The 23155-nt window shown below is 75.3% G+C and carries 12 protein-coding genes; 6 read left to right on the top strand and 6 right to left on the bottom strand.

Annotation, left to right across the window (positions count from 1 at the left end; genetic code table 11):
* Positions 1-15 precede the first annotated feature (15 nt).
* The 3 genes from RVR_RS07060 to RVR_RS07050 form a co-directional block, all read right to left on the bottom strand.
* Positions 16-4179 carry a carboxypeptidase regulatory-like domain-containing protein gene (locus RVR_RS07060; RefSeq protein WP_202238446.1) on the bottom strand — a complete coding sequence of 1388 codons (4164 nt, stop codon included), beginning with the start codon at positions 4177-4179 and terminating at the stop codon, positions 16-18.
* 490 nt (positions 4180-4669) lie between these two features.
* On the bottom strand, positions 4670-5788 hold the full coding sequence (locus RVR_RS07055) for a helix-turn-helix domain-containing protein (RefSeq protein ID WP_202233024.1): 1119 nt from the start codon (positions 5786-5788) through the stop codon (positions 4670-4672).
* 280 nt (positions 5789-6068) lie between these two features.
* On the bottom strand, positions 6069-7775 hold the full coding sequence (locus RVR_RS07050) for an MFS transporter (RefSeq protein WP_202233023.1): 1707 nt from the start codon (positions 7773-7775) through the stop codon (positions 6069-6071).
* A 274-nt stretch (positions 7776-8049) separates the two neighbouring features.
* Between RVR_RS07050 and RVR_RS07045 the strand changes: the two genes are divergently transcribed.
* Positions 8050-9933, top strand: coding sequence for a DUF2264 domain-containing protein (locus RVR_RS07045; RefSeq protein WP_202233022.1), 1884 nt, complete (start codon positions 8050-8052; stop codon positions 9931-9933).
* Between the two features lie 169 nt (positions 9934-10102).
* On the opposite strand, the gene RVR_RS07040 is transcribed toward RVR_RS07045, so the two are convergent.
* Entirely contained in the window at positions 10103-12298 is a 2196-nt protein-coding gene (locus RVR_RS07040; protein WP_202233021.1) for an alpha-L-rhamnosidase-related protein, read from the bottom strand.
* Between the two features lie 331 nt (positions 12299-12629).
* Between RVR_RS07040 and RVR_RS38565 the strand changes: the two genes are divergently transcribed.
* Positions 12630-15938, top strand: coding sequence for a family 78 glycoside hydrolase catalytic domain (locus RVR_RS38565; RefSeq protein WP_202233020.1), 3309 nt, complete (start codon positions 12630-12632; stop codon positions 15936-15938).
* Between the two features lie 144 nt (positions 15939-16082).
* Positions 16083-17060 (top strand): 2,3,4,5-tetrahydropyridine-2,6-dicarboxylate N-succinyltransferase, encoded by a 978-nt coding sequence (dapD, locus tag RVR_RS07030; protein WP_202233019.1) that lies wholly within the window; start codon positions 16083-16085, stop codon positions 17058-17060.
* Between the two features lie 200 nt (positions 17061-17260).
* Here the strand turns inward: dapD and RVR_RS07025 are convergent, their stop codons facing one another.
* Together RVR_RS07025 and RVR_RS07020 are read right to left on the bottom strand one after the other, a co-directional pair.
* The gene (locus RVR_RS07025) at positions 17261-17887 is read right to left on the bottom strand and encodes a histidine phosphatase family protein (protein WP_202233018.1); all 627 of its coding nucleotides are present in this window, start codon (positions 17885-17887) and stop codon (positions 17261-17263) included.
* Positions 17884-19389 carry an FGGY-family carbohydrate kinase gene (locus RVR_RS07020; protein ID WP_202233017.1) on the bottom strand — a complete coding sequence of 502 codons (1506 nt, stop codon included), beginning with the start codon at positions 19387-19389 and terminating at the stop codon, positions 17884-17886. Before RVR_RS07020 ends, RVR_RS07025 begins: the two co-directional genes overlap by 4 nt.
* A 283-nt stretch (positions 19390-19672) precedes the next feature.
* Here RVR_RS07020 and RVR_RS07015 point away from each other — a divergent pair, with 283 nt between their 5' ends.
* The 3 genes from RVR_RS07015 to RVR_RS07005 all read left to right on the top strand — a co-directional run bounded on the left by RVR_RS07015 (position 19673) and on the right by RVR_RS07005 (position 23130).
* A complete protein-coding gene (locus RVR_RS07015) occupies positions 19673-20464 on the top strand; it encodes a DeoR/GlpR family DNA-binding transcription regulator (protein ID WP_202233016.1) in 792 nt (263 codons plus the stop codon).
* Between the two features lie 13 nt (positions 20465-20477).
* Positions 20478-21494, top strand: a complete 1017-nt coding sequence (locus tag RVR_RS07010) for a 2-hydroxyacid dehydrogenase (protein ID WP_202233015.1) — start codon at positions 20478-20480, stop codon at positions 21492-21494.
* A gap of 181 nt (positions 21495-21675) precedes the next feature.
* Positions 21676-23130 (top strand): FGGY family carbohydrate kinase, encoded by a 1455-nt coding sequence (locus RVR_RS07005; RefSeq protein WP_202233014.1) that lies wholly within the window; start codon positions 21676-21678, stop codon positions 23128-23130.
* The last annotated feature ends 25 nt before the right edge of the window (positions 23131-23155 follow it).

Below are 23155 nucleotides of genomic sequence, written 5' to 3'. Positions count from 1 at the left end.
GGGACGGCGGCCCGGTCAGTCCTTCAGCAGCGCGAAGTCCGCCGTCGTGGTGGCTCCCTTCTTGAGCTTCTCGGTGGCCACGGTGGGCTGGTAGCCGTCCTTCGCCACGATGACCTGGAGCGGGTTGTTGCGCACGTCGAGCCAGAGCGCGTAGGTCCCGTCCTTGGCGGACTTCAGGGTGTAGTGCGTGGCCCAGGTGTCGATCTGGACGGTCGCGCCGGCGAGCGGGGCGCCGCCGGAGGCGGTGACGGTGCCGGCGATCTTCCCCCAGGTGGCCGGGGGCTTGACGGTGAACGAGACACCGACCGGCGTGAGCCGGTACGGGGTGTCGCCGGCGAGGTTCAACGAGGCGGTGTACGTGCCGGGCTGGGTGATCTCCGGCACCGACGCGTCGAGCGTGACCGTGACGCTCGCGCTCTTGCCGGGCTGCACGGTCACCGTGTCGGCGCTCTCGGACAGCCAGGTGACGTCGGTGGAGCCGACCTGGTCGTAACCGGGCAGCACCTCCGAGGTGCCGTCCGGGGTGCTGCCGACCAGACCGCCGACCGAGTAGAAGCCGACCGAGCCGCCGCCCCGGTACAGCGAGGAGTCGGCGTTCGGCAGCGCGGTCCAGGAGTCGGCGGTGGGGTCGTACGCCCAGGTCTGGTTGGTCAGCGCGGCGGCGTCGTTGATCGCGCCGCCCTTGACCAGCAGCAGGCCGTTCGCCGCCGCGTAGGAGGAGCCCCACGCGTCGGTGGGCTGGTCGGCGATCGGCGACCAGGAGTCCGCCGCCGGGTCGTAGACGTAGGCGTGGCTGATGCTGCCGGCGTCGGTGGTGCCGCCGGAGCAGTACAGCTTGCCCGCGATCGCGCCGCAGGACTCCCACGCCACCGACTCCGGGTAGGACGCGAGGGTCGACCAGGAGTCGCTGGCCGGGTCGTACGCGGTCACGTCGGTGGTGCCGCAGGCGGTGGCGGTGCAGCCGCCGACCGAGTACAGCTTGCCGTCGAGCACCGCCGTGCCCGAACCGGCGTACGGCTTGGGCGCGTTCGCACCCGTCGACCAGGTGTTGCCGGCGATGTCGTAGATCTCCAGCTTGGCGTCGGGCGAGCCGTCGGGGCCCCATCCGCCGGCGGCGTACAGCTTGCCGTCGATGATGCCGTGCGCCGGCGACTCGCGGGTGTCGGCGGCCGGGGCCAGCTTCGTCCACGCGCCGCTGTCCGCGCTGTAGGCGTACAGGTCGCTGGTGTCGGTGGCGCCGGTGAAGCCGAACGCCGAGTAGACGGTGCCCTGCCAGCTGTCGACCGTGTTGTCCCCGGTGGCCACCGGGAGGTCGGGAACCGGCTGCCAGGCGTCACCGGCCGCGCCCTGCGCCGCGGTGGCGGCCTCGGGAGTGGCGCCCGCCGGGCTCGAACCCGCGGCGTCCGCTCCGGACTTGGCGGTGGAGCGGGAGTGCTTCGCCAGGGACAGCGGCGAGTAGTCGCCCTTGACCAGGTTCAGCGGGGCGCCCTTGGCCTGCACCGTGACGCCGCCGGGGGTCTCGCCCAGGGTGAGGGTGGCCGGCGCGGTGCCGGTGTTCTTCACGGTGAGCTTCTGCGTGGCGGTCGCGCCCCACGCCGCGGTCTTGGCGATCGAGGCCGGCGTCACGCTCAACTGCCCGGCCTTCAGGCTGAGATCGCGGTCCACCGTGCCGTCGGAGGGCACGTTGGCGGTCGCGGTGGCGGAGGTGTAGTGCGAGGCCGCCGCCGTCAGCGGGTGCTTGCCGGTCTTGTGCGAGAACAGCCAGTAGAAGCCGTCGCCCACGGCGGGGTCGTCCGGGGTGGCCACGGTGGTGGTGTGGTCGTCGGGCGCGTCGCCGCTGGTGACGGTGGCACCGTCCACACCGTCCCCGGTGTTGGCGTCGGTGACGTTGCCGACCACGATGCCGCCGGGCACCGGGTCGTAGCTGCGCTGGCCGAGGAAGACGTCGTCCACCTGCCACCAGTAGGCCCAGTCGCCGGTGTAGTGGAAGCGCACCTCGACGTCGCTCTTGCCCGCGGCGTCGCTCAGCGCGACCTCGACGTGGCCGTTGGCGGCGGTGCTGGTCCTGCTCCACACCGTGGACCAGGTGCTGCCGCCGTCGGTGGAGACGTCCACGTCGGCGGTGGAGCCGGTGTACGGCTTGTAGTCGGTGTCGAAGCTCAGCAGCGGGCCGGCGGCGGAGCTGAGGTCGAAGGACGGCGACACCAGCGAGGTGTCCTGGCTCGCGCCCTGGCCGAGGTGGTCGCTGTCGACGATGGCGAAGCCGCCCTCGCCGCCCGTGAGGTTGCCGCGGGAGCCCGGGTCGTCGAAGGTCCAGCCGCCGTCGGTGCCGTCCGCGTCGGAGACGATCCAGCCGTCCGGCGGGCCGGTGGTGGAGGTGAAGGGCTCGGTCGACCCGCTCAGCGTGACGGAGTAGCCGGGCGCGTCGGTGGAGGCCGGGTCGACCGGCACCGACACGTTCGCCGTCCGGTCGGCGGTGCCCACGGCGACCGTCTGGTCCACGGCCTTGTAACCGGGGTAGTCGGCGGTGACGTGCAGCGTGTAGGAGCTGTTCTGCGGCAGCGTCAGGGAGTAGTCGCCGGTGGTCGGGTCGGTGAAGACCGGGCCGCCGGGCACGCCGGCCGCGGTGATCTTCGCGTAGAGCGGCCAGCCGTGGCCGGAACCGTCGGTGACCTTGCCGGAGACGGTCTGCGTCGGCACCGGGTCCAGCGCGAAGGACTGCGTGACGGTGGCGCCGTCGTCGAGTTGCACGCCGCTCGCCGAGCCGTCCGCGTAGCCGTAGGCGGAGGCCGTCAGGTCGTAGGAACCCGGCGGGACGTCGAGCGTGTAGGTGCCGTCCGTGCCCGAGGTGGCGCTGTGGTCGCCGGCCTTGACGGTGGCGCCGGAGACGGGGGCGCCGCTGGCGTGGTCGGTGACCTTGCCGGTGATCACGCCGTGCGGGCCGCTGCGGAAGGCGTCCAGGCCGTCGGGCGTGCCCAGCCCGGTCGGGCCGTCGTACCCGGTGCCGGCGGTGCACAGCGCGGCGGGGGTGCAGCTCCCGTTGTTCCCGCTGGTCACGTCGTTGAGCGCGCCGGTCTGCGCGTACGGGTACGCGTTGGGGTACGTGCCGTCGGCGGGGGTGCCGGCCGCGGCGTAGACGCCCGCGATGATCGGGGACGACGCGCTGGTGCCGCCGTACACCGACCAGCCGCCGCCACCGTAGGTCTGGTAGACCGAGACGCCGGTCTCGGGGTCGGCGACCGCGGAGACGTCGGCGACCGTGCGGTTCGCGCAGGCGGTGTCGGTCTGGAAGGAGGGCTTGGGCTCGTAGAGCGAGCAGCCCGACCCCGGCCCGCCGTACGCGTTGTGCCACACCGACTCCGACCAGCCGCGGCTGGTGCCGGTGTCCTTGGCGAGCGCGGTGCCGCCGACGGAGGTGACGTACTGCGAGGCGGCCGGGTAGCTCACCCCGTAGTCGCCGTCGCCGGAGGACGCCACGACCGCCACGCCCGGGTGGTCGTAGTACGGGTCCATGGAGGTCAGCTCGGACGGGTCCTCACCGCTGCCGGGGGAGGAGTCGTAGCCGGTGCCGTAGGAGTTGGAGACGTACTTCGCGCCGAGCGCGACCGCCTCGTCCACCGCGGCGCCCAGGTCCTCGAAGTTCGCCGAGTCCGCCTCGACCAGCAGGATGTGGGCGTTCGGCGCGACCGCGGAGACCATGTCCACGTCGAGGGAGATCTCGCCGGACCAGTCCGGGTCGGGCGAGGGCAGGTCGTCGGTGCCGCCGCGCTGGCTCACCTTGGTGAAGCAGCCGCTGTCCGCGGTGCACGCGGGCAGCCCGAACTGGTCGCGGTAGACGGCCAGGTCGGCCGCGGCGTTCGGGTCGTCGTACGCGTCGACGATCGCCACGGTCTGGCCGGCGCCGCCGTCGGCGGGCAGCGCGTAGGCGCTCTGGAGGTCGCCGGGGCCGAAGCCGTTCGGGGTGGCGGCGAGCGGCTGCACCCCCTTCTTGGCCGGGACGTCGGTGCGCCGCAGCGCGAAGCAGGAGAACTGGCCGGGCTTCGCGGTGCCGCAGGCGTGCACCACGTCGGTGGCGGACTTGGCGGACTTGGCGGCCGCCGGGGCGGCCGATGCCGTGGCCGCCAGGGGCACCTGGAGCCCCAGCGCGGCGAGCGCGGCGGTGGTGAGCGCGGCGACCACGCCGCGTCTGAGGGACGGTATGCGCAAGGTGGGTCTCCTTGGGCGTGACCTGATGCCGGGTGATGCGCCGGCTGCGGCCCGATCGAACCGCTGGCGTATACCTGTGCATCACCCACCCCATGGGAATCCTTTACGTGTTGACGGATACCTGACATCGTTGCCCCCTCCGGGAACGTCGCGTTCGCGCCACCCGGCCCACCGCGCCCACACACCACCCTCACCACAAAAGCCGCGGACCGTCACCGCGCCCACACCGGGCGGCCCTTGACCCGGGAGGTTCCGGCTCCGCCGCCTCCGGCCGCCGGTGCCGGCGCCACCGCGATGAGCAGGGCGGTTCCGCTTCGGGGCGCACCCGGGCCGGGGACGGCCCGCCGGGTGGGGTGCGCAAGGGGCGAGGGCCGGTTCCGGTACGGCGCCGGCGAGTTCCGGCCGCGCGGCGGGCGCGCGCGGGCGCGGCCCGGACGCGGCCTCCGGTTCGGGGCGCGGGGCCTCAGTCCAGCCAGCCGTTGCGGGCCGCGTGCCAGACGAGCTGGATGCGGTTGTCGACGCCCGCGGTGCGCTGCATGGCCGCGATCCGGCGCTGTACGGTGCGCACCGCGACGCCGAGCGAGCGCGCCATGGCGGCGTCGGTGCTGCCCATGACGAGCATCGCGAGGATGCGCTGCTGGAGCGTGCCGGCGCCGGCGCCGGGCCGGGCGAGCGGCACCCCGCCGGACCACACGCTCTCGAAGAGCGCCACCAGCGCGTCGAGCAGCCCGCTCGCCCCGATCACCAGCATCGCCGGCTCCGGCGACCGGGCGTCGGCACCCAGCGGCACCAGGGCCACCGCGTGGTCGGCGACGCACATCCGGACCGGCAGCCGGTCGACCACGCGGACGTCGGCGTCGGGCGGCAGCGCGTCGAGCGCGCCCTGCGCGCCGTCGGGGTCCTTCTGCGCGGCGGCGCGCTCGACGACCACGCGGCGCCGGACGTCGGGGACGCCGGAGCCGACCGCCCGGAAGAAGCCGGCCGCGCCGGCCCAACCGGGCGGGTGGTGCGCCGGGCCCGGCGGGTGCGCCGGGCCGGCCCGCCCGCCCGGCCGTTCCAGGCCCCCCGCGCCGCGGGAGCCGCCCGGCTCGCCCGCGCCGCCGTGCCCGGGCCGCCCGCCCCCTCCCGCGCGGCCACCCGGAACGGCGCGGCCGCCGGGTAGTTCGGGCTCGGCGGGATCCGGGCCGCCCGACGCGAAGACCAGCAACTCCGTCCGGGCACCGCGCAGGACGGCGTCCAGCCGGGACCTGACGGCGTCGGCTCCCTGCACGGCCTGGACCACCTCCTCCACCCGGTGGCCCTCGTGGACGCGCTGGTACTCCACCGCGAGCCGGTCGAACAGCTCGCGGCCGCGCACCAGTTGCTCCTGCGCGCGGGTCAGCAGCGGGAGCAGTCCGTCGTGCGGCGGCAGCGGATACCAGCGGTCGTCCAGTCCGAGCCGGGCCAGCCCGCGCACCGCCAGTTCCACGCACGCGGCGCGTGCCGCCTCCGCGGGCAGCGCGGCCTGCCGGGCCAGTTCGGCGACCGCCATTCCCCGGGTCGCCACCAGCAGCGGGTAGACCCGGTCGGCATGGGCGCTCAATCCGATTGCTTCAAACGGACGTTCGGCCATGATCGTGAACTGTAGTCCCCGTCTCCGAGCCGAACGCCCGATTCCCCTGATCGCAACACGGCCACCTGCCCGGATCGGCGCGCATCGCCCGAGGTCACGTACGCAAGGGAGTTCGCGGGTGACCGTCCGTGTCCACGGCGGCGGCGCCGGCCGGGGGCAGGGGCGCGGGCCGCGGAAGCGGGCACGGGGCCCGGGAGACGCGCGGCGGACCGGCCGCGGCGGGCCGAAGCACCCGCCGCGGCCGGCGCGTTCACTCCCGGGCGGCCGCCAGCGCCGCCAACTCCTCCGCCACCGCCCGCTCGTGGGCCTCGGCGTCCTCGCGGGCCCGCTTCGGGCGCCAGCGTCCGGCCATCGCCCACACGAACGGCAGGAACAGCACCTGCCCGCCGACGCAGATCCACCACCAGTCCCGCCACTGCCCGGGCCCGTCGGCCGACGCCTCGCGCACCTTGGCGCCGTAGGCGTCGAGCACCGCGAGCTGGGGCCGTGCCCGTGCCACCACCGCCAGGTCGTCCGGCCCGACCTGCGCGACCGCCTGCGCGGTGAGGGCCGCGGGGGCCTTGCCCGCCGGATACCGGTCGAGTTCGGCGAAGAGCCGGGGGTGCTGCTCCACGATCGCCAGCGCCGGGGCGGCGGTCCGGGAGGCCGCGGCGACCTGGGCGCCGTGCTCGACCAGTGGCGTCACCGAGGTGACCAGTACCGGGATGAAGGCCGTGGAGACCGCGACGACCACCCGGACCGTCCAGCCCCACACCGCGAGTCCGGCCGCGGTCGCCGCGGGGTCGCGCCTCTCGACGGTCTCGGTGAAGCCGGCCATCCACGGCCCGTACGCGATGCCGCTGAACACGCCGATGCCGACGAACAGCCAGGCGAAGGTGGAGTAGCCGGTGGCCGGGTGGGTGGCGCGGGAGGCGAAGACCGCGGTGAACGCGATCGACCCGAGCGCGCCGACCACCATGAACGGTTTGCGGACCCGCAGCCGGTCCGACAGCACGCCGACGGCGACCAGCGCGATCGCGTTCGCCGCCCAGTACCAGTTGGCCAGGGCGTTCGCGCGCTGCTCGTCGTAGCCGAAGGTGGTGGAGAAGTAGACGACGAAGTTGCCGACGGCGGCGTAGTACAGCAGCAGGAACAGCGCCACGGCCAGCGCCGAGCCCACGACGTCCGCCCGCAGCACGCGCCGCCACTCGCCGCGCCGGGACGCGGTCGGCTCGACGCCCCGCGCCCGCGCCTCGACCAGGGCCCGGTCCCGCAGGCTGACCATCACCTGGTCGCGCACGGCGGGCGCCAGCTCGCGCAGTGCCACGAGCGCCACCGCGAAGACCGCGAAGCCCGCGATCGCGGAGTACCGCAGCTCGTCCTGCCAGCTCGAACCGTCCAGCGTGTGGCTGGTGACCATGGTGACCACGAGGCTGCCCACCACCGGCCCCATCGTCCAGTACCCCATCGCCGTGGCCCGGCCGAGTTGTGGCGAGAAGTCCCTGATCAACGCCGGGGTCGCCACCAGCACGACGCCCTCGACGAAGCTGACCAGCGCGAAGAGCACGAGGTACGCGGTCGCGCCGCCCGCGTTCGGCAGTCCGAAGCAGACCAGCGCCGACGCGGCCAGCAGCCCGTAGACCACCATGTTCGCCCGGCCCCAGCGGTCGGCGAGACCGGCCAGCAGCGACGCGAACGCGCCGACCGCGTTGCCGACGACCGAGACCCAGACGAAGGAGCGGTAGGTCATCCCGAAGTGCGTGATGATCGACGTCGCCACGGCGTACTGCACGTAGAGCATGTAGTAGAGCACGACCGTGGTGAGCACCACGATCGCCAGGCAGCTCCATCGGCGCGCGGTGGGCGGGTAGCCGGCGAGGTCGCGCCGGTAGAGCCGGGCGAGCGCGCCGCGGGCACCGGCGCCGGGTGCGCCGGGGCCGGGTCTGCCGGTGGGGAACGAGGTCGGGTGGGCGGACATACGGCTCCTCCTGGGGTGCTGGGCCCGGGGTGCGCGCGGGGCGGGGCGCGGCGCGCGGGCACGGCGCGTCGCGTACGGCACGGCGCGGGTCGGGGGGCGCGGCCGAGATTGCGGTGAGGGTAGTACCGACCGGTCGGTATGCCTAGGGGATGCGCGCGAGGCCGCTCCGGCGACGGGGAGGCGGCCGCGGCCTGCCGCGCCCTGCGCGCGGGGGCGTTGACGGGCCGTGGCGGAGTTGCGAAAATTATCGCAACTTCACCGAGAGGCGGCACCCATGACCACCGGGATCGGCGGCGGCGCGCGGGCGCGCGCGGACCTTCAGACCTACGTCGGGGAGCTGGCCGCCGCGCTGGTGCCGTACGCGAGCCCGCACGGCGCGCGGATCAGGCCGGGCGTGAACCTCACCCACCACGACGACGCGGCGGCGGACCTGGAGGGGTACGCCCGGCCGCTGTGGGGCCTGGCCCCGCTGGCCGCGGGCGGCGGCGACTTCGCGCACTGGGAGCTGTGGGCGCGCGGGCTGGACGCCGGCACCGACCCCGAGCACCCCGAGTACTGGGGCGGCATCGGCGACGTCGACCAGCGCCAGGTGGAGACCGCGGCGATCGGCTTCGCCCTCGCCCTGGCCCCCGAGCGGTTCTGGGACCCGCTCGACGGCAGGGCGCGCGACCGGGTCGGCCGCTGGCTGGCCGCGTCGCTGCCCCGGGCGACCCCGCCGAACAACTGGAACTTCTTCCCGGTCATGGTCAGCCTCGGCCTGGACCGGGTCGGCTACGCGCACGACCGCGACGCGCGGCACGCCCGCCTGGACACCCTGGAGTCGTACGCCCTGGGCGGCGGCTGGTACGGCGACGGCGCCACCGCGCAGCGCGACTACTACGTCCCGTGGGCCATGCACTTCTACGGCCTGATCTACGCCGCGCTCGCCGGCGAGGCCGACCCGGCGCGGGCGGAGCGCTTCCGGCAGCGCGCGGCGGACTTCGCCCCGGACTTCCGGCACTGGTTCGCCGACGACGGCGCCGCGGTGCCCTTCGGCCGCAGCCTCACCTACCGCTTCGCGCAGGGCTCTTTCTGGGGCGCGCTGCCCTACGCCGGAGTGGACGCGCTCTCCCACGGCGAGGTCAAGGGCCTGCTGCTGCGGCACCTGCGCTGGTGGCGGGCCCGGCAGGAGCGGATCGCGCCCGACGGGGTGCTGTCGATCGGGTACGGCTACCCGCAGCCGCTGATGGCCGAGCAGTACAACGGGCCGGGGTCGCCGTACTGGGCGATGAAGGCGTTCCTGCCGCTGGCGCTGCCGGCCGGCCACGCGTTCTGGACGGCGGCGGAGGAGCCGCACGCGGCCGCGGAAGGTGCCACCGCCGGCGCCGGGGAAGGCGCCGCGGCCGGCACCGGGGAAGGCGCCGTGGCCGACGGGGCGCGGATCGGGGCGCGGACCGTTGCGCGGGTGTCCGCGCAGCCGCACCCCGGCGCCGTGCTCATGCGCTCGGGCGGCGACGTGACCGCGCTCAGCGGGCTCCAGCACGGCATGTGGGCGCGGGCCGGCGCCGCGAAGTACGCCAAGTTCGCCTACTCCACCCGCTTCGCCTTCAGCGTCCCGTCCGGTGAGACCGGCCTGACGCACGGGGCGTACGACTCGGTGCTGGCCGTCAGCGACGACGGCCCGGAGGCGGAGCCGGTGCACTTCCGGGTCCGCGAGGCCGGCGAGGAGCCGAGCACCACGGCCGACGGCGGCGTGCGCAGCACCTGGCACCCCTGGCCCGACGTGGAGATCACCACCTGGCTCGACGCGTCGGCGCCCTGGCACCTGCGGACCCACCGCGTCCGCACCGCCCGGCCGCTGTTCACCGCGGAGGGCAGCTTCGCCGTCGACCGCGACGGCGGGCCGGTCCGGCTCGAGAGCGCGGCCGGCAGCGCGGTCGCGGTGTCCGCGGCGGGCGACCTCAGCGGGCTGCGGGACATCGGCGGCGGCCCGGTCCGGGAGGGTCGCGTCGTCAACCCGCTGCCCGGCACCAACCTGCTGGCCCGGCGCACCGCGCTGCCCGTGCTCACGGTCCGGCTGGAGCCGGGCGAGCACTGGCTGCGCTGCGCGGTCCTGGGCGCGGGGCCGGAGCAGGCGGGGGCGTGGGACGGCCCGGTCCCGCCGCCGCCCGCGCACTGACGCCGGCGGCCGCCGCGCGCGACCGGCCCCGCGCGACCGGCCCCGCCCGACCGGCCCCGCGCGACCGGTTCCGCGGACCGGGCCCCCGGAGCCGGGCCGCGGCAGGGCGGAGCGGTCCGGGGGCCCGGAGACGACGGCCGCCGACGGCCGTACACGGTCTCCGTCGGGGTCAGCCGCGGCGGACCGTGACCGTCCGGGTGCCGGCCGGTACGCCGGTGAGCACGACGTAACCGGCCTGCGCCCGGGCGGAGTAGGCGCGCGCGGTGCGGTCCCAGGCGGTCTTGCCGTCCACCTTCACCACGAAGGACCCGGTGGCCGCCACCGGGACCGCGATCTCGCCGACGGCGCCGCTCGCGGCGGTGACGGTCAGGTCGAACTCACCGCGGCCGCGGTCCCGCCAAGACACCGCGATCACCCCGGCCGGCGTCGTCAACTGCCCCTCCGCGCGGCCGACTCCGCCCGGGTGCGGGGCGACGCGGTAGCCGGCGGTGCCGTCGTCGGCGGGCGCGATGCCCAGCAGCCGGAAGGTCAGTGCCGAGGTCGGCCCGGTGGACCAGCCGTGCGCGGCGCTCATGTAGGAGCCGGTGTAGTCCGAGCTGCCGTCGGTGCGGTAGCCCTCCCAGAAGGTGCTGGCGGTGCCCTGCGGCGCGTCCAGCATGTAGCCCCACTCCCGGCGGACCAGGTCCAGCGCGGTGCTGTCGCGGCCGGCGGCGAAGTGCGCGTGCACCTCCATGCCGCCGGGGAAGGGGTGCACCGACTGCGCGCTCTTCTCCGGGGTGAGCGCGCCGACCGGCGTCCAGCGCGCGCCGAGCGCCTTGCTCACCGCGGCCGCCCGGTCCGCGTCCGGCACCAGGCCGAACCACACCGCCAGCGCGTTGCCGTCCTGCGGGTAGAGCGTGGAGCCGGGCTTGTCGCGGTAGAGCCCCGCGCCGCCGTCCCAGTAACCGGCCGCCTCCACCGCGGACTTCAGCGCGGCGGCCCTCGCAGTGCTGTCCGAGGCGGTCGCGGTGTCGCCGGCCGCCCGGGCGAGCGGGCCGGCGGTGACCAGCGCGCGGTACATGATGGCGTTGGCCTCGATGTTCTTGCCGTCGGAGTCGGTGCGCGCCCAGTCGGCGCTCGCGGTGACGTCCAGCAGCCCGTCGCCGTCGATCTTGGCGGTGACGTAGTCCAGCGCGGCCTTGTACCGGGGGTAGATCCCGGTCGCCCAGGCCGTGTCGCCGGTGAACTGGAGGTAGGAGGCGGTGCCGATCAGCGTCCACAGGTGGTAGGTGTCGGAGTTGCCGATGAAGTCGACGGCCGGGCCCGCGTAGGGCAGGGCGCCGTTGCCGGCCTGGTGGTTGTAGAGCGTCTGGAGGGAGTCGCGCACCGTCCGCATGTCGCCGAGCGACACGTAGTCGGTGAGCACGGAGATCCCGAGGTCGCCCGGCCACACGGTGCGGTCGCGCTTGGCGCCGTCCACGAGCACGGTGTCGCCGGCCTCGCCGATCCGGGCGCCGTTGTTCCAGCCGACCGCGGGCGGGCCCCAGACCCGGCCCTGGTTGTTCGCCACGATGTTGGTCTGCACCGTGTAGGCGCCCGCGTACCAGATGCGGGTGAGCAGGTCGTCGTCGCAGGAGAAGTAGTTGGGGTAGGCGCGCAGGTCCGCCGTGTTGGGGGCGAAGGCGATCTCCACGGTCACGCCGGCGAGTTCCACCGCGCCCGCGCCCTGGTTGACGACCGTCAGGTAGCGGAAGCCGCCCCGCAACTGGCTCGCCGGGTCGTCGGCGGCGTCGGTGCCGGAGACGGGCACGGAGGTCCGGGTGCTGATCCGGCCGGCCGGCTGGGCGGTGTAGCAGACAGGGGGCTCGTCGTTGCTGCCGCCGTTGGAGCCGTCGCTCGACGTGGTGCTGACGTACGTGGACAGCTCGCTGTAGGTCAGCCCCAGTAGCTGGTCGGCGTCCGTGCCGGCGCCCAGGGTGAGGGTGACGTGGCCGCCGACCTCCTTGCCGAAGTCGAGGGTGACCGACGCGCCCTCGCCGCTCAGCCGGGTGGCGGCCGTACCGGGCTTGCGCACCAGATCCCCGGCCGCGCCGACGCCGCCGGTGGTGGCGTGCACGGCGACGGGAGCGACCGTACGGCTTGCGGGGGAGAGCTTGAAGGCGTCCCAGCGGCCGCTCGGGGCGGCGTGCGCGCCGGACGTCCCGCCGGCCGACGACGCCGCGGCGGGCGCCACACCCCGCGCCCCCGCGGGCGCCGACCCGGCGGCCGGTGCCGCCGCCTCGGCCGTCACCCCGCGCATCGCCGCGGCGGCGACCACCGAGGCGGCACCCGCGCGGAGCACCATCCTCCGCTTCGGCCCGGGGCCCGGTTCCGTGCTGTTCGACATGGCTCGCTCCTGTCGCGGCGCCGAGGTGGCCCGAGGGGGCTCGGAGACGGTCGCTGTCCGCGATCGGCGCACCGGATTGAAATGTTTCAGCTCTGAACGGTGCACACGCTATCCACGGCGCCCCGGCGCGGCAACAGTCGTGCGCCGACCAGTTTTCGGACAACTCGCGGCGCCGCCAGGGAACTTAACCCCGCAATACGGTCGATAACCGCTCGCCCGCGCGCGGCGCCGCGTACTGATCCGTGCCGGGGCCCTTGTCCCCGGGAGGGGATTGCCGGTAGGACGTGGCGGCGCGCATGAAACGTTATGGTTCCCCGTAGGGAGACGCCGCATGACCGTGTTCGCACGCACCATCGCCCGTCCCACCGGACCCCCGGGAGGCCGCGGAAGGAGCCGCGGGAGCCGGGCGGCGGCGCTGGCCGCGCTCCTCGCGACCGCGCTGGCGGCCCCGACCACCGCGTCGGCGACCGCGCCCGGCGGGCACGCCTCCGGCGGCCCGCTCGCCCCCACCGGGCTGCGGCTCGACGGCCGGACGACGGACGTCGTCACCGACACCGCCCATCCGTCGTTCGCCTGGACGGTCCGCGACACCGGCCGCGCCGAGGCCCAGACCGGGTACGAGGTGCGGGTCGCGCCCGCCACCGCGAGCGGCGGGAAGGGCCGGCCGGCGGCCGGGTGGGACACCGGCCGGGTGCGGTCCGCGAACGCCACCGCCGTGCCCTACACCGGCCCCGCGCTCGTCGCGGACCGGACGTACACCTGGACCGTCAGGACCTGGAACAAGGAGGGCGCCGCGTCCGCCTGGTCGGCGCCGGCCACCTTCGACACCGGGCTGCCCGCCGCCACCGACTGGTCGTCCTGGTGGCTGCGCGCAGACGACGGCGCCCTCACCCGCGGCGACTTCCAGGTCACCCGGCCCGTCGCCCGGGCACGCCTGTACTTCGGCGCGCAGGGCATCGTGGAACCCCACCTGAACGGCGCCCTCGTGCAGCCGTCGGAGGTCCTGGACTCCTCGGTCACCGACTACGACGCGCGCGTGCTCTACCGCGACCTGGACGTCACCGCGCAACTGCGCCGGGGCGCGAACACGCTGGGGTTCATGGCGGGCCGGGGCCAGTACGGCGGCCAGCCGGTCTTCACCGCCCAACTCGACATCACCTACACCGACGGCTCCACCGCAACCTTCGGCACCGGCCCGTCCTGGCGGACCACCGCCGGCCCGGTGACCGGCGACGACTTCTGGTACGGCGAGACCTACGACGCCCGCAAGGCGGCGCCCGGTTGGGACGCCCCCGGCCACGACGACACCGGGTGGACGGCCGTGCACGCGCTCTTCCCGGTCGCGCACCCGGTGAGCCTGGCCCAGGGGAGACCGGTCACCGCGCTGGACACCACGACCACCGCGGGCTGGTCGCCGGCCGCGCTCACCGACGGGACCGACAACTCCACCGATGCCTCCGAGGGCTACCACTCGAAGATCGAGACGACCCCGGACACCACCAAGTGGGTGCAGACCGACCTCGGTTCGGAGCAGCCGCTGCGGACCCTCACGCTCTTCCCGGCGCGCCCCACCAACGACACCTCCGGCGACCTGATCGCCGCCGGCTTCCCCGTCCGCTACAAGGTCGAGGTCAGCGACGACCCGACGTTCGCCACCGCCACCACGGTCGTGGACCGCACCGGCGCCGACCAGCCGAGCCCCGGCACCACGCCGGTGACCCTCACCACCGACACCACCGCCCGCTACGTCCGGGTCACCGCCACCAAGCTGCCCTGCACCAGCGCCGGCTGCACCTTCCGGCTGGCCGAACTCGGCGTCTACGGCGCCCGTCCCGCCACCGGCTACGACACCATGACCGCGCTCCAGGCCGACACCTCCCCGCCGACCCGCGTCGTCCAGACCCTCGACCCGGTCAAGGAGACCCGCCCCGCCGACGGCGTGCGCGTCTACGACTTCGGCCAGAACCGCACCGGCCGCATCACCCTCGCGGCCGCCGAACCGGCCGGCACCACCGCCACCGTCACCCAGGGCGAGATCCTGGACGCGAACGGCCGGGTGACGACCTCCAACATCAGCTTCTCCGCCGCCGACCCGCCACGGCAGACCGACCACTACACCTTCGCCGGCTCCGGCACCGAGAGCTACGCGCCGCACTTCACCTACGCCGGCTTCCGCTACGCGGAGCTGACCGGCCTGCCCGACGACGCGAAGGTGACCGTGACCGCGCAGGTCGTGCACTCCGACGTGGCCACCACCGGGCGGTTCAGCACCTCCGACCCGCTGCTCGACAAGATCCAGGACGCCGTCGCGCAGACCCAGCTCAACGACCTGGAGTCCATCCCGATGGACTGCCCGACCCGCGAGCGGCACGGCTGGCTCGGCGACGCGGGCGACAGCGACCAGGAGGCGATGAGCAACTACGACATGCAGGCGTTCTACGCCAAGTGGCTCGGCGACATCTCCACCAGCGCCAACGCCGACGGCAGCATCCCCTCGGTGGCACCGGCCAACGGCGGGCAGGGCGCCTGGGCCACCGACCCGGCCTGGGGCAGCGCCTACCCGCAGATCGTCTGGGACACCTACACGCAGTACGGCGACCCGCGGCCGATCGCCGCCAACTACGCGCAGGTCAAGGCGTGGGTGGACTACCTCGCCACGATCAGCGACGCCGACCACGTGGTGGTCGCCTCCCCGACCTCCTGGGGCGACGACTGGCTGTCCACGGTCAGCACCCCGCACGACTACTTCCAGACCGCCTTCTCCTACCTCGACGCGTCCCTGCTGGCGAAGATGGCCGCGGTGCTCGGCAGGACCGCCGACGCGGCGCACTACGACGCGGTCGCCGACCAGGTGAGGACCGGCTTCCTGTCGCGCTACTTCGACCCCGCCACCGGCGTGTTCGGCAACGGCTCGCAACTGTCCTACGCGATGCCGCTCGTGCTCGGCCTCGTCCCGGCCGGCTACGAGCAGTCCACCCTCGACAGGCTCGTCCAGGACATCACCGCGCACGACGACCACGTCACCACCGGTTTCGTCGGCACCACGTACGTCTACCAGGCGCTCGGCGCGTACGGCCGCAACGACGTCGCGCTCGCCCTCGCCGAGCGCGAGGACTACCCGAGCTTCGGGTACATGGTCGACCAGGGGCCCGGCACGATCTGGGAGAAGTGGCCGGACTCCTCGGCGCCCGACGGCACCTCGTCGAAGGACCACATCGGGCTCGGCGGCTCGATCGGGCAGTGGTTCTACCAGCAGCTCGCCGGCATCCAGCCCGGCGGGCAGGCCACCGGCGCCGGCGCGGGCTACGGCGACCTCACGCTCGCGCCCAGCGTGGTCGGCGACCTCACGCACGTCTCGGCCACCCAGCAGACCGTGCGCGGCACCGTCGAGAGCTCCTGGCAGCGGCACGGCGACGACCTCACCTACCACGCCGTCGTCCCCGTCGGCAGCACCGCGACGGTCCGGCTCCCGCTGCTCGGGGGGACGGCTTCCACCGTCCGCGAGAACGGCCGGACCCTCCACGCGCCGGGCCGGACCGCCCAGTCCGACCCGGGGGTCACCGTGGGGGAGGCGAGCGGCGGAACCCTGACGATGACCGTCGGCTCCGGCGACTACACCTTCACGGTCACGGACGGCTGACCCGCCGGGCGACCCCTCCGGCCCGCCCCGGCCCCGCTCCGCCCCGGTACCGACCCGCCCCGGCCCCGTCGGGTCCCGTTCCGACGGGGCCGGGCGGCCGGGCGGGTTCGCCCCGCCTCGCGGCGACCCGCTAGCGTGCTGGGCATGACTGACATCCGCCCTGGTGCCGCGGCCGCCGGCCTCGCCACCGTCGCCGACGACGGCACCGTCCTGGACACCTGGTACCCCGCCCCGGAGCTGTCCGGGCAGCCCGGCCCCGCGGGGACCGAGCACCTCACCGAGGAGCGCGCCGCACAGTTGCTGGGCGCGGCCGCGCCGAAGGCCCTGGGCCCCGACCCGCGCCGGGGCGTGCGGGTCGTCGCGGTCCGCACGGTGATCGGCTCGCTCGACGACAAGCCGCTCGACACGCACGACGTGTACCTGCGGCTGCACCTGCTCAGCCACCGCCTGGTGCGTCCGAACGAGCTGAACCTCGACGGCGTCTTCGGGCTGCTCGCGAACGTGGCGTGGACCTCGCTGGGGCCGGTGCCGGTGGCGGGCCTGGAGCGGACCCGGCTCGCCGCGCGGGCGGAGGGCACCCACCTGAGCGTGTTCGGCGTGGACAAGTTCCCGCGCATGACGGACTACGTGGCTCCCGCGGGCGTACGGATCGCGGACGCCGGGCGGGTCCGGCTCGGCGCCCACCTCGCGGCCGGCACCACGGTGATGCACGAGGGCTTCTGCAACTTCAACGCCGGCACGCTGGGCACCTCCATGGTCGAGGGCCGCATCTCGCAGGGCGTGGTGATCGGCGACGGCTCCGACGTCGGCGGCGGCGCCTCGATCATGGGCACGCTCTCCGGCGGCGGCACCCAGCGCGTCGCGGTCGGGCAGCGCTGCCTGCTCGGGGCGGAGTCCGGGCTCGGGATCGCCCTCGGCGACGACTGCGTGATCGAGGCCGGGCTCTACGTCACCGCGGGCACCCGGGTCACGCTCCCGGACGGCCAGATCGTCAAGGCGGTCGAACTGTCCGGCGCCGACAACCTCCTCTTCCGCCGCAACTCCACCACCGGAAAGGTGGAGGTCCTCCAGCGCACCGGGTCCTGGGGCGGCCTGAACGCGGCCCTGCACTCCCACAACTAGGTTCGGTCCCAAGGGCCTCGGGGTTCGGCCCCGGGGCGCGGGGCCGACGTTCGGGGCCGGGGTGCGGGGCGGCACCGTCTCCCATCGTCCCGTCCCGTCCCGTCCCGTCCCGTCCCTCCGCCGGACGGGACGGGCGGGTGCACGGGCGGCCGTGGCGGCCTGCGGGCCCACCCGGGGTGGCCGCCGTGCGGGGCCGCCGGTCAGGTGGGGACGTTGAGGCTGAGCAGGGCGGCCCCCGCGCGCGACAGCCGTACCTCGGTGGTCGCGCAGTTGCGCAGCGCCGGGAAGACCTGGCGGTAGCGGCTCTCGGGGATGCCGAGCAGGTGGCAGAGGACCAGCCGGAAGAGCGTGTTGTGGGCGACCACGAGCACGCGCCGGCCGGGACGGGCGGCGGCCACCCGGTGCAGCGCGGCCGCCCCGCGCGCCGCGGCCGTGAAGGGGTCCTCCCCGGCGGGGAAGGGATGGGCGGCGGGGTTGGCGAGGAAGGCGGCGGCGGCCTCGGGGTGGGAGGCGCGCAGCTCGTCCAGGGTGCGCCCCTCGGCGATCCCGAAGTCCACCTCCTTCAGGCCCGGTTCGACGTCGGGCGCGATCCCGGTGGCGCGCGCCGCGGGCTCCGCCGTGCGGCGGGCGCGCGACAGCGGGGAGGTGACGACGGCGTCGAGACCGGCCCCGGCCGCCCAGGCGCCCAGCGCCTCGGCCTGGTCGAGCCCCCGCGGGGTGAGCGCGATGTCGCTGACCCCGGTGTAGCGGTTCTCCTCGTGCCAGACGGTCTCGCCGTGCCGGGCGAGGAAGAGGGTCGCGGCCCCGGAGGAAGGGGTGTCGGTCATCCGTGCTCCCGTGCGTAGGCGGCCGTCGGTGCGGGGAGCCAGCCGCGCCGCTCCCAGGCGTCCACGAGCGCCACGAAGGGCTCGTCGAAGCGCCGGCTCACCTCGGGCCGCGGGTCGAGTGTCGTACGGACCCGCACCATCGGCCGCAGGTCCGACCACGCCGCGGGCCCCGCGCCGTCGGCCGGACCGACGCCGTGCGCGGCGAGCACCGCCATCCCCAGCGCCGGGTCGGCGTGTTCGGGGACCACCGCCTGACGGCCCAGCACGTCGGCGCGCAACTGGTTCCAGTACGCGCTGCCGGTCGCGCCCCCGGTGAAGGCCACCGGACCCTCGATCCGCGCGCCGAGCTGCCGGACGTACGCCAGGCACAGCCGCTCCACGTGGGCGACGCCCTGGAGGAGCGAGGCGTGCAGGTCGCCGTCGCCGGCCGGGGTGCCCAGGGTGAAGGGCTCGGCGTCGGGTGCGAGGAAGGGGAAGCGCTCGCCGCGCGAGACCAGCGGATAGGACAGCACGCCCGACGGTTCGTGGGCCGCGGCGGCGCGGTCCAGCCGGGCCAGGTCCGCCCCGGGGAAGGCCCTGGCCAGCGCGCCCGCGCCGACGCTGGAGGCGCCCCCCGGCAGCCAGTTGCCGTCCGCCGCGCGGTGGTTGTACAGCACCCCGGCCGGGTCGGTGAGCGGCCGTGCGGTGACGCCCTTGAGCACCAGGGTGGTGCCGAGCACGCTGTTCCACTGCCCGATGTCCCAGGCCCCGGAGCCGAGTTGGGCCGCGCACCCGTCGGTCATGCCGGCGACGACCGGGGTGCCCTCGGCCAGCCCGGTGACGGCCGCCGCCCGCGCGCACACGGTGCCGAGCACGCTGCCGGGTGCCACCACCGCCGGGAAGTCCAGTGCGGCCAGCCCGAGTTCGTCGTGGACCGCGTGCGGCCAGCCGCCGCCGCGCAGGTCGTACCCGGTCTTGAGGGCGTGGCTGGAGTCGGTGGGCACCGGCCGCCCGACCAGCCGGGTGGTCACGAAGTCCGCCTGGTGGCAGACCCGGGCGCCGCGCAGCGCCCCCGCCCCGCCGTCCGCCCGGCGGACCAGCCAGAGCAGCTTCGCCAGCGCCCAGCTCGGCTGGATGCGGTAGCCGAGCGCGTCCCACACGTCGGCGCCGGCCTCCTGCGCGGTGCGCGCCTCGGCGGCCGCCCGGCCGTCGTCGTACATCAGCGCGGGGGTCAGCGGGGTGCCGCCGGCGTCGGTGAGCAGCACCGTCCCGGAGGTGGCGCAGACCGCCACACCCCGCACCCGGGCGGGCCGCACGGCGCGCAGCGCCTCGCGCAGCGCGGCGCAGGCGCCCTCCCACCAGTCGGACGGGAACTGCTCGTGCCGGTCGCCGTCGCGGTGGCCGGCCAGCGGAGCGGAGCCGCGGCCGAGCAGCCGGCCGTCGCCCGTCACGGCGAGGGCGCGCACGCCCTGCGTCCCGAGGTCGATCCCCACCCACAGGTCCTGCGCGGAGGTGTCCGTCACGGGGCTGCGGTCCTCTCACTCGTCGTCCGGTGGCCGCGGCGGGCTGGGCGCACCCCGGGGTTTTCACACCCCGACCACAGTCGGGTCCCGCGCCCGCCCGCACCGTCCGTAAGGGACGGTATCCCGCCTCCCACCTGGTGAGAGGCGATCCGGCGGACCGCTCGACGGGTTGACCCGGCCGCCGCACGTGGTGAACACTGCCGAACGCTACCTCAGTCAGGAATGTTATATCCACAACGCAGACTGTTATGGTCGGTCGACGGATCGGAACGGGACCGCAGGGATGTCACAGGACAAGAACCGCCGGGGGCCCTCCCAGCGCCGACGCGAGCTGTCGGACCACGTGCTGGCCGAGGGCTCGGTCTCCGCGTCCGACCTGGCCGAGCGGTTCGGGGTGAGTCTGATGACCATCTACCGCGACATCGACGAACTGGAGCGGGAGGGCATCCTGCGCAAGTTCCGCGGCGGGGTCACCGTCCAGCCGTCCGGCGTGTTCGAGAGCAACGTGGCGTTCCGCAAGAAGACCATGCGGGCCGAGAAGGAGGCCGTCGCGGCGAAGGCGGCCGCACTCGTCGAACCCGGCATGTCCGTGATGGTCGACGACTCCACCACCGCCCTGGAACTGGCCCGGCTGCTGCCCGGCGTGGAACCGCTGACCGTGGTCACCAACTTCCTCGAAGTGCTCAACCTGCTCTCCGACGAGCGCGGGCTGCACCTGATGGCCCTGGGCGGCGACTACGACCGGCTGCACGACTCCTTCCTCGGCGTGCCCTGCGTGGAGGCGGTCGAGGCGCTGCGGGTGGACCTCTGCTTCGTGTCCACCTCGTCGGTGTACGGCAACCACGCCTACCACCAGGAGCAGCGCATCGTCGCGGTCAAGCGGGCGATGCTGAAGGCGGCCGACCGCAGCGTCCTGATGATCGACCACTCCAAGCTGGGGCGCACCGCCCTGCACCGGCTGGCCCCGCTGAGCACCTTCGACCTCGTCGTCATCGACGACCGCACCCCGCCCGACGTCCTGCGCTCCCTCGACGAGAGCGGCGTCCCCTACGAGATCGCTCCGACCGGAGCATGAAGGAGACCCGGCCATGAGAATCCTCGCAGCGGGCGACCACTTCGTCGCGCCCGACCTGTTCGCCCGGGAACTGGCGGCCGAGATCGGCGCCCAGCACCACGTCGAGCGGCTGCGGCTGCCGTGGCCGCTGACCCCGTTCGGCCCGGTCGCCGAGGTCGACGAGGCGTCGGGCGACGAGGACACGATGCTCGCCGCGCTGGACGGGGCCCAGGTCTGCGTCACCCAGATGGGGCCGGTGACCCGCAGGATCCTCGACGGCGCCCCCGACCTGCGGCTGGTGGTCATCGGCCGCGGCGGCCCGGTCAACGTCAACCTGGACGCTGCGAAGGAGCGGGGCGTCCAGGTCTGCAACGCCCCCGGGCGGAACGCCGCCGCCACCGCCGAGTACACCGTCGGGATGATGCTGGCGGCGATGCGCCGCATCCCCGAGACGTCCGCCGCGCTGGCCGCCGGGCGCTGGGCCGGCGAGTACTACACCTACGACAACTGCGGCCCCGGCCTCGACGGCGCGAACGTCGGGCTCGTCGGCTGCGGCGCGGTCGGCAGCCGGGTGGCGCGCGCCCTGACCGCCCTCGGCGCCCGCGTGCGGGTGTACGACCCGTACGCCGACGAGCGGGTGCTGCGCGCGTCCGGCGAGCCCGTCGCCGACCTCGACGCCCTCCTGCGCGGCTCCGACGTGGTGTCGCTGCACGCGCGGCTGACGCCGGAGACCAGGGGACTGCTCGGTGCCCGGGAGCTGGCGCTGCTGCCGGACGGCGCGGTCGTCGTCAACTGCGCGCGCGGCGCGCTGCTGGACGAGGACGCGCTCTGCGAGGCCCTGGAGTCCGGGCGGCTGGCGGCCGCCGGGCTCGACGTGTTCGCGGTGGAGCCCCCGCCGCCGCACTCGCGGCTGCGGTCCGCGCCCCGGCTGGTCATGACGCCGCACCTGGCGGGCGCCAACACCTCCGTCGCGCACAACGCGGCGCGGATCGCGGCGGCGGAGGTGGGGCGCTTCCTGCGCGGCGAGCCGCTCGCCCACCGCGTCGCCTAGGCTCCGCCCCCGCCCCGCCCCGCCCCACCAGCCCAAGCCCCCGCCCCAGCCGCCGCCCCGGACCGGTGCGGCGGCGGCTCGCTCCTCCGCACCTCCCGCACGTGGCGTTCGCGTCCTGTGCGGCTGATTCCGCCGAAGGCCGCCGTGTCGGGGGCCTTCCAGCCGAGGGAAGGGACACACGGTGTTCGTCGGACTGGACATGGGAACATCCGTCGCCAAGGCGGCGGCCTTCGCCGATGACGGCACGACCCTGCGCGTCGAATCGGTCCCCATCGCGCTCGGCGGCCGCGGCGAGGCGGTCGAGCAGGACGTCGAGGAAGTGGTGCGCGCCGCCACCCGCGTGATCGGCGCCGTCACCGAGGGGCAGCCGCCCGCGCTCGTGGCCGTGACCGGGCAGGGCGACGGCCTGTGGCTGGTGGACGCCGAGGGCCGGGCCGTACGCCCCGCGATGTCCTGGATGGACGGGCGGGCCGGCGGCCTGGTGGCCGGCTGGATGGCCGACGGCACCGCCGACCGGCTCTACCGCCGCACCGGCAACGTGCTCTTCCCCGGCTCGCCCGGGCCGCTGCTCGCCTGGCTGGACCGCCGCGAACCGCACGCCCTCGACGCCGCCGCCACTGCGGCCTGCTGCAAGGACGTCCTCCACCTGCGGCTGACCGGCGAGCGCGGGACCGACCTGTCCGACGCGTCGGTGCCCTTCCTCGACCCGCGCACCCGCACCTACGCCCCCGACGCGCTCGCCGCCCTCGGCGTCGAGCACCGCGCCGGGCTGCTGGCGCCGATCGCCGCGACCCTGCCGTACGGGCAGGCACGCGGGCACACCGCGGGCCTGCCGGACGGCACCCCCGTCACCTGCGGCCCCTACGACCTGCCAGCCTGTGCGACGGGCGCCGGGGTGACCGAGCCGGGCGACGGGCTGCTCATCGTGGGGACCACCCTGGCCTGCCAGGTCGTCGTGGAGCACGTCGACCTCGACGGCGACCCGGTCGGCTTCCACCTCGCCACCGCCCGGGCGGACCGGCACCTGCGGGCGCTGCCGGCGATGACCGGCACCGTGGCGCTCGACTGGGTGCTCGGGCTGACCGGCACGACCCACGACCAGCTCTCCGACCTGCTCGACGCGTCCCCGCGCGGTGCCCGGGGCGTCGCCGCGCTGCCCTACCTGTCGCCGTCGGGTGAGCGCGCGCCCTTCGTCGACCCCACCGCCCGCGGCGAGTTCACCGGGCTGGACCTGCGGGCCACCCGCGAGGACCTGGTCCGCGCGATGTGCGAGGCCATCGCCTTCGCCGCCCGGCACTGCCTCGAAGCGGCCGGCCTCGCCGGGCAGTTGGCCGTCTGCGGCGGCGGCGCCCGTACCTCCGGGTGGCTGCGGCTCTTCGCCGACGTGCTGGGGCGCCCGCTACGGGTCGCGCGCGGCCCCGAACCCGGCGCGCGCGGCGCGGTGCTGGCCGGGGTGGCGGCCCACGGCGCCGCGATCGGCCGGGAGGTGGACGTGGCGCGGTGGACCGCCCCCGAGGCCGTGGTCGATCCGGACCCGGCGGGCGTCGCCTACTACGAACAGGCCTACGCCGACTACCTGTTCCGGGTCGCGCACGCCCGCGACCGCTGGCGGGGACCGGTGTCCGGCCGCCCCTGAGCGGGCTGCGGCCGTCCCCGCGTCG

Source organism: Streptomyces sp. SN-593 (assembly GCF_016756395.1).
Lineage (GTDB): Bacteria > Actinomycetota > Actinomycetes > Streptomycetales > Streptomycetaceae > Actinacidiphila > Actinacidiphila reveromycinica.
The sequence above is the reverse complement of the archived record's forward strand: the minus strand, read 5'-3'. Positions and strand labels throughout refer to the sequence as shown.

Coding starts and splice junctions, on each gene's coding strand:
- RVR_RS07015 (WP_202233016.1), top strand. CDS start 19,673: ATGTCACAGGACAAGAACCGCCGGGGGCCCTCCCAGCGCCGACGCGAG.
- RVR_RS07010 (WP_202233015.1), top strand. CDS start 20,478: ATGAGAATCCTCGCAGCGGGCGACCACTTCGTCGCGCCCGACCTGTTC.
- RVR_RS07050 (WP_202233023.1), bottom strand. CDS start 7,775: ATGTCCGCCCACCCGACCTCGTTCCCCACCGGCAGACCCGGCCCCGGC.
- RVR_RS07040 (WP_202233021.1), bottom strand. CDS start 12,298: ATGTCGAACAGCACGGAACCGGGCCCCGGGCCGAAGCGGAGGATGGTG.
- RVR_RS07045 (WP_202233022.1), top strand. CDS start 8,050: ATGACCACCGGGATCGGCGGCGGCGCGCGGGCGCGCGCGGACCTTCAG.
- dapD (WP_202233019.1), top strand. CDS start 16,083: ATGACTGACATCCGCCCTGGTGCCGCGGCCGCCGGCCTCGCCACCGTC.
- RVR_RS38565 (WP_202233020.1), top strand. CDS start 12,630: ATGACCGTGTTCGCACGCACCATCGCCCGTCCCACCGGACCCCCGGGA.
- RVR_RS07025 (WP_202233018.1), bottom strand. CDS start 17,887: ATGACCGACACCCCTTCCTCCGGGGCCGCGACCCTCTTCCTCGCCCGG.